Source organism: Selenomonas sp. CM52 (genome assembly GCF_000292955.1).
Lineage (GTDB): Bacteria > Bacillota > Negativicutes > Selenomonadales > Selenomonadaceae > Selenomonas.
In genome coordinates, this window is sequence record NZ_ALNM01000043.1 from 17175 (window position 1) to 29594 (window position 12420).

The 12420-nt window shown below is 56.6% G+C and carries 12 protein-coding genes, 12 tRNA genes and 1 rRNA gene; all 25 read right to left on the minus strand.

Annotation, left to right across the window (positions count from 1 at the left end; genetic code table 11):
- Positions 1-32 precede the first annotated feature (32 nt).
- Positions 33-737, minus strand: a complete 705-nt coding sequence (locus tag HMPREF1153_RS10315; protein ID WP_009646895.1) for a hypothetical protein — start codon at positions 735-737, stop codon at positions 33-35.
- A gap of 233 nt (positions 738-970) precedes the next feature.
- Positions 971-2428, minus strand: a complete 1458-nt coding sequence (locus HMPREF1153_RS10320) for a hypothetical protein (protein WP_009646896.1) — start codon at positions 2426-2428, stop codon at positions 971-973.
- A gap of 113 nt (positions 2429-2541) precedes the next feature.
- Positions 2542-3450, minus strand: coding sequence for a UTP--glucose-1-phosphate uridylyltransferase GalU (gene galU, locus HMPREF1153_RS10325; protein WP_009646885.1), 909 nt, complete (start codon positions 3448-3450; stop codon positions 2542-2544).
- Positions 3450-4802, minus strand: coding sequence for a phosphomannomutase/phosphoglucomutase (locus HMPREF1153_RS10330; RefSeq protein WP_037370580.1), 1353 nt, complete (start codon positions 4800-4802; stop codon positions 3450-3452). The genes galU and HMPREF1153_RS10330 overlap by 1 nt, the downstream gene beginning before the upstream one ends.
- 183 nt (positions 4803-4985) lie before the next feature.
- Positions 4986-5417 (minus strand): rod-binding protein, encoded by a 432-nt coding sequence (locus tag HMPREF1153_RS10335; RefSeq protein ID WP_009646886.1) that lies wholly within the window; start codon positions 5415-5417, stop codon positions 4986-4988.
- Positions 5418-5431: 14 nt separating this feature from the next.
- Positions 5432-6544: a flagellar basal body P-ring protein FlgI gene (locus HMPREF1153_RS10340; RefSeq protein ID WP_009646900.1), complete on the minus strand. Its 1113-nt coding sequence runs from the start codon at positions 6542-6544 to the stop codon at positions 5432-5434.
- A 56-nt stretch (positions 6545-6600) separates the two neighbouring features.
- The gene (locus HMPREF1153_RS10345) at positions 6601-7206 is read right to left on the minus strand and encodes a flagellar basal body L-ring protein FlgH (protein ID WP_009646903.1); all 606 of its coding nucleotides are present in this window, start codon (positions 7204-7206) and stop codon (positions 6601-6603) included.
- A gap of 12 nt (positions 7207-7218) precedes the next feature.
- Entirely contained in the window at positions 7219-7953 is a 735-nt protein-coding gene (gene flgA / locus HMPREF1153_RS10350; RefSeq protein WP_009646887.1) for a flagellar basal body P-ring formation chaperone FlgA, read from the minus strand.
- A 14-nt stretch (positions 7954-7967) separates the two neighbouring features.
- Positions 7968-8759, minus strand: a complete 792-nt coding sequence (gene flgG, locus HMPREF1153_RS10355; RefSeq protein WP_009646882.1) for a flagellar basal-body rod protein FlgG — start codon at positions 8757-8759, stop codon at positions 7968-7970.
- A gap of 71 nt (positions 8760-8830) precedes the next feature.
- Positions 8831-9625, minus strand: a complete 795-nt coding sequence (locus tag HMPREF1153_RS10360) for a flagellar hook-basal body protein (RefSeq protein ID WP_009646891.1) — start codon at positions 9623-9625, stop codon at positions 8831-8833.
- Between the two features lie 113 nt (positions 9626-9738).
- The gene (locus tag HMPREF1153_RS10365; protein ID WP_009646894.1) at positions 9739-10755 is read right to left on the minus strand and encodes a rod shape-determining protein; all 1017 of its coding nucleotides are present in this window, start codon (positions 10753-10755) and stop codon (positions 9739-9741) included.
- 78 nt (positions 10756-10833) lie between these two features.
- Complete coding sequence (locus HMPREF1153_RS12975) at positions 10834-11004, minus strand: hypothetical protein (RefSeq protein WP_009646902.1); 171 nt, start codon at positions 11002-11004, stop codon at positions 10834-10836.
- A 57-nt stretch (positions 11005-11061) separates the two neighbouring features.
- A tRNA-Leu gene (locus HMPREF1153_RS10375) sits at positions 11062-11147 on the minus strand.
- 31 nt (positions 11148-11178) lie between these two features.
- Positions 11179-11264, minus strand: a tRNA-Leu gene (locus tag HMPREF1153_RS10380).
- 31 nt (positions 11265-11295) lie between these two features.
- Positions 11296-11384: transfer RNA gene (locus HMPREF1153_RS10385), tRNA-Leu, on the minus strand.
- Positions 11385-11393: 9 nt separating this feature from the next.
- A tRNA-Gly gene (locus tag HMPREF1153_RS10390) sits at positions 11394-11467 on the minus strand.
- A 12-nt stretch (positions 11468-11479) separates the two neighbouring features.
- A tRNA-Thr gene (locus HMPREF1153_RS10395) sits at positions 11480-11555 on the minus strand.
- An 8-nt stretch (positions 11556-11563) separates the two neighbouring features.
- Positions 11564-11639, minus strand: a tRNA-Phe gene (locus HMPREF1153_RS10400).
- A gap of 5 nt (positions 11640-11644) precedes the next feature.
- Positions 11645-11721, minus strand: a tRNA-Asp gene (locus HMPREF1153_RS10405).
- Positions 11722-11725: 4 nt separating this feature from the next.
- Positions 11726-11801: transfer RNA gene (locus tag HMPREF1153_RS10410), tRNA-Val, on the minus strand.
- Positions 11802-11862: 61 nt separating this feature from the next.
- A tRNA-Lys gene (locus tag HMPREF1153_RS10415) sits at positions 11863-11938 on the minus strand.
- Positions 11939-11979: 41 nt separating this feature from the next.
- A tRNA-Lys gene (locus HMPREF1153_RS10420) sits at positions 11980-12055 on the minus strand.
- 4 nt (positions 12056-12059) lie between these two features.
- Positions 12060-12135, minus strand: a tRNA-Gln gene (locus HMPREF1153_RS10425).
- An 18-nt stretch (positions 12136-12153) separates the two neighbouring features.
- Positions 12154-12229 (minus strand) — tRNA-Asn (locus HMPREF1153_RS10430).
- 4 nt (positions 12230-12233) lie between these two features.
- Positions 12234-12350: ribosomal RNA gene (gene rrf, locus HMPREF1153_RS10435) — 5S ribosomal RNA — on the minus strand.
- Positions 12351-12420: the final 70 nt, after the last annotated feature.

The window sequence follows — 12420 nt, forward strand, 5'->3', positions numbered from 1 at the left end:
ACGCTATTTTTCCCGAACTGCATCGAGCAGATTCATCCGGGAAGGTTCAGTGTGTACGACTTGCCGCCGACCACGACGACGGCGCTTTTGTCCGAAAGCGACTGCAGCAGCACGCCCTCTTTTTCCTCGCCCTCAGCGAGGAAAAAATCGTGTCCGCCGACCGAGAGCAACAGCACGGTTCCGACATTGCTCGTCACCGTACCACGCACCTGCGGCACAGCAGCACTGGCGGTCTTCCCCACTGCTACACCGTTCGGCGAGGCCGCAGTTTTCTCATTCTGGCGCCCGCCTGCACTCGAATCGCTACCGCTCTTGTCCGTCGCACGGTTCAGCGCGGCAGCACACCGTTCGTCACCGCCGCCGACAGCGGCCATCGCCGCAACCGTCGCCTGTTCCTCACCATGAAGCAGTGCGAACGGATCGGCCAACGCCTTTTTATTCTGCGCCTCCTTCATTCCCGTCACATCCTCACGCAACGGCGCCTGAGACACCGCTGCCGAGGGCGGTGCGACGAACACGCCTTCCTCCGGCTCCGTCCCTTCAACAAAGAACCACGCGCCCACGGCGACAAGAAGAGCCGCGAGAAGAATCGGTCGCCGCCCTTGCAGCCTGACATCCTCACCAGTGCCGACAAGACGTTCGCGCAAGGCGGTAAACCAACCGTCCGCCAAAACTTCACGCACGCCCGTATTCTCCTTCATCTCTTCTCCTGATTTTCTCTCATCCCTTTTCAGCATTCTCTATCACCTCCTTTCAAGAGAATCACGAATAAATTCCCGTTTTCCAAGGAATAAAACAGCCCCGCTTCCTCCTTGCCAGAATCCGCAGAGCTGTTGATCTCGCCTCTTGCGAGTATACGACGGAAACACCGATCCGTCGATGCTCCCTATGTCTTGCGGAAGCTCTCTCCAAGAAGATCCTCGCAGAGCTTCCGTCATTTTATGATCCTTTACTTTGCAATATGCCCCAGCTACTTTTTCGCCGCCTTGAGCGCTTCGAGCTTCGGCCCCATGATGCGCTTGTACGACTCAACGCCAGGCTGATTGAACGCGTCGACATCGGCAAACTCTCCCTCGTAGGCAATGCTCAGAGCCAAGAGATAAAGCAATTCTCCCAGATGGAAGGCATTGAGTTCGGGCAGCGAGAACAGCGCATTGAAGCGTTCATTCGAGGCAAGCGCGTCGGCGTTCGATTGACGTGCGACCTCAAGTGCCTCGCCCATCGTCAGCCCCGAGATGTCCGCCAGCTTCTTCACATCGGGAAATTCGTTCGGGATCACGAGGTCGTCCGCCCACTTTTCCAAGCGGATGAACTGCACGACCTTGTTGCGCTTGCCCTCTTGATGCTGCTGCGTCTGCGCATGCATGTCCGTCGTGCCGACGGCGACGACGGGTGTCCTGCCGTAGCAGACTTCATTGCCCTCGCGATCGACCTCCTTGCCCAAGGACTCCGCCAAGAGCTGGATGTACCACTCGGAGACCGACTTCATGTAGTCGCCATAGGGCATCATGACCTCGATGTCTCGCCCATACTTCTCGGAAGCGATGAACTTCAAGACCGCATTGAGCATCGCCGGATTCTGCCATACGTCGTCCGCTTGGCATGCCTCGTCCATCGCACGAGCACCCGCGAGGAACGATTCGATGTCGAAGCCGATGCAGGCCGCGAGCGACAGCCCGACCTCGGAGAAGATCGAGAAGCGTCCGCCCACGCCGTCGGGCACGGCGAACGTCTGCCAGCCTTTATCTTTCGCAAGCTTCTTCAAAAGCGTCGGCTTCTCTTCATTCGGATCGGTCACGGCGACAACTTCGACCTCGATATCCGCATCGTCTCGCAGTGCCTTGTAGACTACCATGAAGTTCGACATCGTGTCAAGCGTGCCGCCCGACTTCGAGATCACGAGGAGCATCACGTGAAGCGCACGCTTCTTGTGGCTTCTGGCGATCTTCGCCTGATTCTTGAGCGAACGGAGAAGATCGCCCGTCGCACGCGGGTCAATGTTGTTGCCGCTGAAATAGACCTTAGGAAAGCCGCCGCGCTCTTCTTCCGTCCTCTCGTTCCAGTAGGCACCGCACTCTACATCGAAAAGTACCTTGTTGCCGAGATAGGAGCCACCGATCCCGAGCGAGATGACGGCGTCCGTATGATTCTTGACATGCGCCGTCAATTCCTTCAGGCGCGCGAGCGAGGCGGGCGAGTTCAAATGCCCGTCGGCGACATACGGCAGCTCGGAGAAGAGCACCTTTTCGGGCGTGCCGTCCTTCGACAGATGGCCGCGAATGACACCCGTCGAGCGCATGACTTTCATCGCCTCATGCGCCTTCTTCATCCTGTCCGCCATTTCCTTGACATCAGTCTCTGTCACCTTGCCCGGGCCATAGAGATTATCGTAGTCAAAAAGGAATCCCGACTTCAACTTCAACCCCATCGAGCATCAACCCCCCCATGCCATCAGTCATATTTGAGACCAAGGCTCACATCAGAACTTAATACTTACAGTATAGCACACCACTGGAAAAAGAACAATCCCCACTTAGGCAATTACTCCGCATCTTCTTCCATCTTTTGTCGGAGCAAAGGCCCGATCCTTTGTACGAGATACGCCATGAAGTCGTCGCGGATCTCTGGCCGTTTCAAAGCCTGCTCCACCGTCGCCTCCAAGAAGCCTTCCTTGTCGCCGATGTCGTAGCGCCTTCCCTCGAAACGATAGGCGTAGACCTTTTCCTTGCGCGCAAGCTCACAGATGGCGTCCGTCAACTGGATTTCGTCTCCCGCACCCGGTTTCGTATGCTCCAAGATGTCGAAAATAGCCGGCGTCAGCACATAGCGACCGAGCACGGCGAGACGCGACGGCGCCTTTTCTGCCTCGGGTTTTTCCACGAGATCGACCGCCTGCCAAACATTCGGCTTCACCTTGTGCGGGGCGACAATGCCGTAGCGCGAAACCTGGCTCTGCGGCACCTGCTGCACACCGAGCACGCTGCCGCCGTAATCCTCATAGACGTCGATGAGCTGCGCGAGGCACGGCACCTTCGCGTCGACGAGATCGTCACCCAAGAGCACGGCGAAAGGCTCATCACCAACGAACTGGCGTGCGCAGAGCACGGCATGGCCGAGCCCGCGCGCCTCCTTCTGCCGGATGAAGTGGATCTGGATGTCCGAGATCTCCTCAACCATCTTGAGCATGTCATACTTGCCGTGCTCCTTGAGTTGCATCTCCAGCTCCAGGGAACGGTCAAAGTGATCTTCGATCGAGCGCTTGTTGCGTCCCGTGATGATCAGAAGCTCCTCGATGCCCGAGGCGACAGCCTCCTCAACGATGAACTGGATGGCCGGCGTATCGACGATGGGCAGCATCTCCTTCGGCTGCGCCTTCGTCGCCGGCAAGAAGCGCGTGCCAAGACCCGCTGCAGGGATGATCGCCTTGCGGATTTTCTGCTTCGTCATCATTACCCCCGAATGACAGCGAGGAGTTCCTCCGTCTTTTCCTTCATCAATTTTTCATCATGACGAGTCTCCACATTGAGACGGATCACCGGTTCCGTGTTCGACATGCGCAGGTTGAAGCGCCAGTCCGCGAACTCGACGGAGAGTCCGTCCACCTTCGTAACCTTGCCCTTGCCGCCGTAGATTTCCTCGACCTTCTTCATCACGGCATGCGCATCGGCAACCTTGCTGTTGACTTCGCCCGAGATCGGATAGCGCGCCATGCGCTCCGCCATAAGTTCGGACAAGGGCTTTCCTGCAGCGCTCATCAGTTCGAGCACCAAGAGCCACGGAATCATGCCGCTGTCGCAATAAGAGAAGTCGCGGAAGTAGTGGTGTGCACTCATCTCGCCGCCGTAAACCGCATTGACCTTACGCATCTTGTCCTTGATAAACGCATGGCCGCTCTTGCACATCACAGCCTCGCCGCCAAGTTCTTTGCAGATTTCGATCGTGTTCCAGACGAGGCGCGGATCGTAGATGATCTTCGCGCCCTTGTTCTTCTTGAGGAACGCCTGCGCGAGGAAGCCAACCATGTAGTAGCCCTCGATGAAGCCGCCCTTCTCGTCGAAGAGGAAGCAGCGATCGAAGTCGCCGTCCCAAGCGATGCCGACGGCAGCGCCCGACTCGCGCACCACCTTCGCCGTCGCCTCGCGATTCTCTTGCAGGATCGGGTTCGGTACGCCGTTCGGGAAGTTGCCATCCGGCTCATTGAACACCTTGACCATCTCAAAGGGCAGATGCTTTTCGAGCGCGTTGATGATCGGCCCTGCCGCACCGTTGCCCGTATTGACGACGATCTTGAACGGCTTCAGCGCCTTGAGGTCGACGTATGTCAGGATGTGCTTGACATACTCGTCGAGCACATCGACCTCTTCAATCTTCCCTTTCGGGCGATCAAGTGGCTTGAAATCGCCCTCCATCACAGCCTTCTCGATGTCCTTGAGTCCCGTATCGCTCGAAATCGGGCGCGATTCCTTGCGCACGAACTTCATGCCGTTGTACTCTTTCGGGTTGTGGCTCGCCGTGATCATGATGCCGCCGTCCAGCCCATAGTGCGCCGTCGTGAAATAGATCATCTCCGTGCCGCACTGCCCGATGTCCATGACATCGGCGCCCGCCTCCGTCAGCCCCTTCGCAAGAGCGTCACGAATCGAAGGCCCGGAAAGACGAATATCGTGCCCGATTGCGACCTTCTTCGCATGGAAGAGATCGACGAAAACGCGCCCGATGCGATAGGCAAGCTCCTCATTGACCTCCTCCGGATAAATTCCACGGATGTCATACGCGCCGAAACCCTTGTTGCTGATTTTCATAACTGCCACCTCTTCTTGCTGAATACGTTGCCTTATGACTTCATGGTTTACTGGATTACTGAATATTATATTCTTTCGGGAAAAGGCGTCGATTTCCCTGCTTGGCAAAAGGAAAAAATTTAAGGAATCTGCATATTTCCAATAAAAAACGGCATGGCGCAAAACCATGCCGTTCCCAAATCCTTATGCGTCCACCTTGATCGCATGCGCCTCGCGCTGCAGCTGCTCGTAGAGTGTCTTGGCGAGGCCGATGCCGCCCGCTTCCGACATCTTTTCCACCATGGCCGTATCGCGCATGGACTCCAGGATGTCATCCGTGTTGTCGTGCCCGAAGAGCGTGTCCTTCGGCACAGTCTGGCGCATCTGCCGGTACATGATGTCGAGGAACATCGACTCAAAGCCCTTGCAGGCATCCATGAGTTTCTTGTTCGCCGCCGCTTCCTCGGCAGAAGTCTGTGCTTTCTGCCCCTTTTCGGGAGAGAGCGACTTCTGCGCCTCCTTCAGCTTGTCCGAAAACTGCGCGCTGTCCGCGCGCTCCTTCGCCTGTTCCAAAGAGCTGTTCGCCGCTCCCTGTCCATGGAGCGCATCCGCATGTAAAGCGTCAAAAATCTGCATACCGTCTCACCTCGTCAAATGATTTCCAGCTCCGCATGGAGCGCCCCCGAGGCCTTCATCGCCTGCAGGATGGAAATGATGTTCTGCGCCGTCGCACCGACCGAATTCAATGCGCCGACGACGTCGCCGACGTTCGCTGTCGCGGGCAGCACGATAGAACTTGCCTTCTGCTCCTTCGCCTTGACGTCCGTGTTATCTGCAACGACCGTCGTACCTGGGCTGAACGGCGGCGGTTGATCGACGGTGAGATCCTTCGTGATGCTGATCGAAATGCCGCCCTGCGTGATGGCGATCTCATCGACGGCAATGTTGCCGCCCATGACGATCGTGCCCGTGCGCTCGTTGACGACGACCTTGGCAACGGAATCCGGCATGACGGGAAGATCCTCAAGACTCGCAACGAAAGTGACGATATTGCCGCGGTAGTAGGCGGGCACGGAGATGTCGATGCGCCCGGGATTCGCTGCGCGCGCAATGCCACCGTACTGTGAGTTGATTGCCTGCGCGACACGCGCCGCCGTCGTGAAGTCCGCCTTGTTCAAAGAGAGCGCGATCGTACCGTTCGCGCCGATGTCATCATCCTCGACACTGCGCTCCACGATGGCGCCGCCTGGCGTCGTGCCGACAGTCGGGAAGTTCTTCTGCTGCGAACCGCCGCCCGAGCCTGCGGAAAACCCGCCCGTAGCCACAGGACCTTGCCCGACGGCGTAGACCGTGCCGTTCGCCGCACGCAATGGCGTCTGCAGCAGAGTGCCGCCAGCGAGGCTCTTCGCATCGCCCATCGAGGATACGGTGATATCGATATTATCGCCTTCGCGCACGAAGGGCGGCAACGTCGCCGTAACCATGACGGCCGCGACGTTCTTCGTCTTCAAGTCCGCCTTGTTGATCGTCACGCCGTACTCGCGCAACATGTTCGTCACGGACTGCAAGGTTTCGAGCGTTTTGTTCGAATCGCCCGTGCCATTGAGACCAACGACGAGGCCGTAGCCCATGAGTTGGTTCGAGCGCACGCCCTGCACCTTCGCAATATCCTTGATGCGCGTCACTGACGACTCTGCAAAAACCGTCGCGCTCATCATGACGACGAGGAAAAGTGCGGCAAAGCACGCAAGGATCTTCTTCATAAAACTGCCTCCTCAAAGCCAAGGAAAGTCGAACATTCCTCCAAAAGCCCATTCACCTAGAATAGAATGTTGAGAATCTGCGTGAGGATGCCCTGGCGCTGCTTCGCGTTCAGTGGCCCCTTGCCATCGAAGCGCACGGTGGCGTCCGCCACCTTCGTCGACGGAACCGTATTTTCATACGTCACATCATCGCGTCGCACGATGCCGCGCAATGTGATCTTGTGTTCGTCCTTATTCTGCCAGATGGACTGCGTACCCTCGACGACCATATTGCCATTCGGCTGTACCTCGACAACCGTCACCGCGATATTGCCCGAGAAATTACTCGAATCCTTGGCAGAGCCGTCCGCCTTCCACGAATCTGAGCCGCCCGCCGAAGCCGAAGTCAAAAAATCAAAGATGCCTGTGCCCGCATTGAGCGTCGTCGAAGCTGACTTACCATTCTTGCGCGATTTCGTCTGCGTCGTCGTCGTCTTCTCGCTGATCACAATCGTCAGCGTATCGCCCACATTATGCGCCTTACGGTCGGCAAAGACACCGTAGGACGTACCTTCCGCAGCATCCGCCCACAGAGACTGCGCAAAGGCCGTAGGAGCGAAGAAGAGCGCCCCGCCGAAAATGCTGGCGAGCATAAAGGACTGCCATTTCTTGCTATTTCTCATAATGTCCCCTTCTCAAGACCCAATCTCGACTGTGGATGCGTCCAACACCCGCGCGAGCATCACCTTGCGAGAAGCCGCATTGCGCACGCGGATCTTCTGCCCCACGCGACCTCGTGTGAGCGCGACGCCTGAAACACGTACTTCGATGCCATTGTAATGCGAAACAATCGTCACCGCCGCACCCGATTCCATCACGACCGGCTGTCGCAGGAGATCCTCCGAAAGCACCGTGCCCTCCCGAACCATGCGCGATACGACATGCCCAAGCGCCTCGCCCTTTTCTTTCAAGCAGCGTCCGCGCACGCGCGTCACTTCACGTTCCTCGAATCGCAGATCCGCTTCCGACAATACCTGCTCAGGAAAGAGATTTCGCGAAGCGACGAGAACCGTATCGTAAACGCGGACGGTATAATAAGAAAGTGCCCGGCGATACGGTCTGCCATCCAAGAGCACAGAAACGTAAATCGGCGTTCGGCGGTCATACAGAAGCCCCAGAGGAGCTTCTACCGAGAACGAAACCTCGCCTGCTGGCAATTTCATGTCACGCGGCGGTTTCACAAGAGCCACCTCGCGACGGCGCGTTTCGCCCTTGTCCCTAAAGAGCGCCTCCATCTTCTCGTCCGTCATGCGCTCGAACTCAGCGGCACTGACGGTCTGAGAAAAGCGCGACGCTTCCACCATCCCCGCCGAAGTGAGGAAAAGGGCGACGCACACCAAGAAGAGTGCTGTCGCCGCCTTAGCCTTCATGTTTTATCCCTTCATCAACGCTTGAGGGAGTTCGCAATCTCAAGCATCGAGTCCGACGTCGTGATCGCCTTGGAATTCGATTCGTAGGCACGCTGCGCCACGATCATATTGACCATTTCCTCGACGATCTGGATGTTCGACATCTCGACAACGCCCTGCGTGAGTGTTCCCGCGCCTTCTTCTCCAGGGTTGGAGTCAATCGCGTTGCCCGAAGCATCCGTCTCCTTAAACAGGTTCTTGCCGATCGCAAAGAGGCCTGCAGGGTTCACAAAGCGCGACAGCGTAATCTGTCCAACCGCTGTCACGTTGCCGCCCGCCGGCGTGCACGAAACCTGACCATCGCCCGCAATCACGATGGTATCACTCGGTGCATTGGCATCAAGTGTGATGCCGTCCGCCAAAGGGTAACCATCCGTCGTCACAAGGCGGCGGTTCTGATCGAGCTTGAAAGAGCCGTCGCGCGTGTAGGCGATCGTTCCGTCCGGCATCTCAATGCGGAAAAAGCCTTCACCCTGAATGGCGACATCGGTCGGATTGCCCGAGGACTGCAGATTGCCCTGCGTGAAGATGCGCTGCGTTGCCGCCGTGCGCGTGCCGAGACCGATGGCAAGCCCCGTCGGATACTGGGAATCGGCGCCGCTCTGTGCCCCCGCAGCGCGCAGATTCTGGTAAACGAGATCCTGGAATTCCGCACGCACCTTCTTCGAACCGAAGGTGTTAACATTCGCAATGTTGTGTGCGACGACGTCCATATTGTCCTGCTGCGCCTTCATGCCTGAAGCTGCGGACCAAAGTGCTCTCATCATAATGCAAAATCCCCCATCTGCGTTAAATCCGAAAAAATGACAAATCCCTATCCCTAGGATTCTTTACATCATCAGCTCGTTCGGCCGACCTCGTTGACCGTCTTGTCTGTCATCGAGTCCTGCGTCACCAGAGCACGCGATCCCGCTTCATAGATGCGGTAATTGTTGATCAAACTGACCATCTCACTCGCAATATTGACATTGGAATTTTCGAGCATGCCCTGCTGAATGTCACCCGTTGCCGCCTGCGGCTGTGCGCCCTGCTGCGGACGATAGAGGTTGTCTCCTTGCTTCAAGACAGCCCGGCGATCATCAAACTGCACGAATTGCAAGGTGTCGATACGCCTCCGACCATCCATAATCTCGCCCTTGGCGCCGATCGCGATATTTGCACTGTCGGGCAGCATGATCGGGCGATTCTGTGCATTCAGAACGGCTTGTCCTCGTGCCGTCACGAGCGCGCCGTTTGCTTGCCGATAGAAACTGCCATCGCGCGTGTAACGCACGCCCTGGGGCGTCTGAATGGCGAAATACCCCTCACCCGATACAGCGAGATCGAGCATGTTGCCCGTCGTCTTCATACTGCCCTGCACATGGTCGGTAGCGATCTCCGCCGTATAGGCGCCAAGTCCGAGATTGCCGACACGCGGCGGTCCCTGCTCCAACCGGAAGCCACGAAAAGACGTGACCTCATCGTCCTGGTTATCATTGATGCGCTTCAGCAGTATAGGTGCAAACTCCTGATTGATCGCCTCGTCCCTCTTGTATCCGGACGAGGCCGCATTCGCGAGGTTGTTGGCAATCACATCCGTACGGTTCGTCTCGGTAATCATGCCGGACGCCGCGACGTACAAGCCACGCAGCATGGAAAAGCCTCCTTGTCATCATCCGCAACATAGCAGATGTATACTTGCAAATTGCAAAATTCCTTATACTTTTTATCGGCATTTTCTCTCAAATCATAAGAGGGCAAAAGGCTTTATTTTGACAAGAACTTCACTCGCTCTGCCGCCATGCCGATATACTCGAGCGCCTTGCCCGTGCCGAAGGCCACGCACGACATCGGGTCCTCAGCCAGAGCAGCGGCAATTCCAGTCTCATGGCGCAGGAGTTCATCGAGTCCATAGAGCAGTGCACCGCCGCCCGTCATGACAATGCCTCGATCCATGATGTCCGCCGCAAGTTCCGGTGGTGTCTCCTCAAGCACCTTTTTCACGCACTGTACGATGCCCGTTACGGGAGCCTCAAGCGCTTCCGCCACATTCTTTGATGTCACCGTGATCGTTTTCGGCAAACCCGACAGAAGGTCACGCCCGCGCACCTCCATTGAAGAGTCGCGCGCACCGGAAAAGGCCGCGCCAACATTGATCTTGATTTCCTCTGCCGTGCGTTCACCAATCAGCATATTGTACTCGCGCTTGATGTAAGCGATGATCGCCTCGTCAAAAGTATCGCCTGCGATGCGCAGGCTCGCGCTGTTCACGATGCCGCCAAGGCTGATGACGGCAACATCCGTCGTGCCGCCGCCGATATCAACGACCATCGAGCCGTTCGGCTCCTCGATATTGAGTCCTGCGCCCAAAGCCGCGGCCAGCGGTTCCTCAATGAGCTGCGAATAGCGTGCGCCCGCCTGCTCCGCCGCTTCCTGCACGGCGCGCTGCTCGACGGTCGTGACACCTGACGGGATACAGATCATGATGCGCGGACGAAAGACAAAGCTTTTACCCGTGACCTTCTCTATAAAGAAGCGGATCATGCGCTCCGTCATGTCATAGTCGGCAATGACGCCCGATCGAAGCGGCCGAATCGCTGCGATATTGCCGGGCGTGCGCCCGATCATGCGGCGCGCCTCCTCGCCGATCGCCAGGATGCGTCCCGAATCGCGATCCATCGCCACGACCGAAGGTTCGCGCAGGACGACGCCTTTGCCCTTGACAAAAACGAGCACGTTCGCCGTTCCTAAATCAATCCCGATATCCATTGACATGCCAAACATATATCAAACCCCTTCCAAGGGATACTTCTCGTCAGTCATCTTTTATAATATAATATTTTGCTTCCCGTGACAAGGGTTTCAAGGAACGTCTTCGCTCAGCGAGGCTTCATATTCTTCCAAATCAGCAAGTAACGTCGAGAGCGCCCGTTTTGCCACAAAGACGGGACAGTCCGGTGAACAGATCTCGCACTTGCCGCAGCATGCTTCCACCGCCTCGATTGCTTTCTTGACCTTCTCCGACTGCAGCATGGTCGTTCCCCTTTCTGCAATAAAAAAGCCCAGCAAACGCTGAGCCCTGAATTCAAATGGTGCGGTTGATGGGACTTGAACCCATACGTCTTGTGAACACTACCCCCTCAAGATAGCGCGTCTGCCAGTTCCGCCACAACCGCATGATGAGATATGAAGTTTGAAAAGAGGATATGGTGCGGTCGAGAGGACTTGAACCTCCACGATGTTGCCATCACTAGCGCCTGAAGCTAGCGCGTCTGCCATTCCGCCACGACCGCATGTTGAGTTTTTGGCGACATGGAAATCAGATGGTGCCGAGGACCGGAATCGAACCGGTATGGTTGTCACCAACCGGGGGATTTTAAGTCCCCTGCGTCTGCCAGTTTCGCCACCCCGGCATACAAAAATGGAGCGGGTGATGGGAATCGAACCCACGTGATCAGCTTGGAAGGCTGGAGCTCTACCATTGAGCTACACCCGCATCTAAGCCAAGTGGAGCTGGCGAGAAGAATCGAACTCCCAACCTGCTGATTACAAGTCAGCTGCTCTGCCTATTGAGCTACACCAGCAATAGAAGTGGTGCCTCAGGACGGAATCGAACCGCCGACACGGGGATTTTCAGTCCCCTGCTCTGCCAACTGAGCTACCGAGGCATAAATGGCGACCCGAAGGGGACTTGAACCCCTGACCTCCGCCGTGACAGGGCGGCATTCTAACCAACTAAACTACCGGGCCACATTGGTGGGCGATAACAGGATCGAACTGCTGACATCCTGCTTGTAAGGCAGGCGCTCTCCCAGCTGAGCTAATCGCCCGCTACAAGCCTTATCCCCAGGAAGGGAAAATATGAAACACCCAAAGGTGAAATCAACAAGATGGTGACCCACCGGGGACTCGAACCCCGAACCTGCTGATTAAGAGTCAGATGCTCTACCAATTGAGCTAGTGAGTCATGATGTGAGATGGTCAAGCCAGTCACTAGATAAGCCACCGTGGTGGCTCACCCGGGGGTCGAACCCGGGACAACCTGATTAAAAGTCAGGTGCTCTACCAACTGAGCTAGTGAACCATACTGGCTGGGGTAGCTGGACTCGAACCAACGATGCGGGAGTCAAAGTCCCGTGCCTTAACCGACTTGGCTATACCCCAATTACCCCAGGGGTAAAATGGCTCCTCGAGCAGGGATCGAACCTGCGACAACCTGATTAACAGTCAGGCGCTCTACCGACTGAGCTATCGAGGAATGAAACCAGCAGCTTTCTATCCTCCCAGGTCGTCTCCAACCAAGTACTTTCGACGTATGAGTGCTTAACGACTGTGTTCGGTATGGGAACAGGTGGATCCACTCAGCTATCGCCACTGGATTTGTGAAGGTGTTTGTTGCACCCTCAAAACTATACAGAAGACAAGAACATTTTAGGTGGCAAAACTTAG

Coding starts and splice junctions, on each gene's coding strand:
- HMPREF1153_RS10345 (WP_009646903.1), bottom strand. CDS start 7,206: ATGAGAAATAGCAAGAAATGGCAGTCCTTTATGCTCGCCAGCATTTTC.
- HMPREF1153_RS12975 (WP_009646902.1), bottom strand. CDS start 11,004: ATGCTGCAGTCGGAGAAGGTCAAGAAAGCAATCGAGGCGGTGGAAGCA.
- flgA (WP_009646887.1), bottom strand. CDS start 7,953: ATGAAGGCTAAGGCGGCGACAGCACTCTTCTTGGTGTGCGTCGCCCTT.
- HMPREF1153_RS10335 (WP_009646886.1), bottom strand. CDS start 5,417: ATGCAGATTTTTGACGCTTTACATGCGGATGCGCTCCATGGACAGGGA.
- HMPREF1153_RS10340 (WP_009646900.1), bottom strand. CDS start 6,544: ATGAAGAAGATCCTTGCGTGCTTTGCCGCACTTTTCCTCGTCGTCATG.
- HMPREF1153_RS10315 (WP_009646895.1), bottom strand. CDS start 737: ATGCTGAAAAGGGATGAGAGAAAATCAGGAGAAGAGATGAAGGAGAAT.
- HMPREF1153_RS10365 (WP_009646894.1), bottom strand. CDS start 10,755: ATGTTTGGCATGTCAATGGATATCGGGATTGATTTAGGAACGGCGAAC.
- galU (WP_009646885.1), bottom strand. CDS start 3,450: ATGATGACGAAGCAGAAAATCCGCAAGGCGATCATCCCTGCAGCGGGT.
- HMPREF1153_RS10360 (WP_009646891.1), bottom strand. CDS start 9,625: ATGCTGCGTGGCTTGTACGTCGCGGCGTCCGGCATGATTACCGAGACG.
- HMPREF1153_RS10320 (WP_009646896.1), bottom strand. CDS start 2,428: ATGGGGTTGAAGTTGAAGTCGGGATTCCTTTTTGACTACGATAATCTC.
- HMPREF1153_RS10330 (WP_037370580.1), bottom strand. CDS start 4,802: ATGAAAATCAGCAACAAGGGTTTCGGCGCGTATGACATCCGTGGAATT.
- flgG (WP_009646882.1), bottom strand. CDS start 8,759: ATGATGAGAGCACTTTGGTCCGCAGCTTCAGGCATGAAGGCGCAGCAG.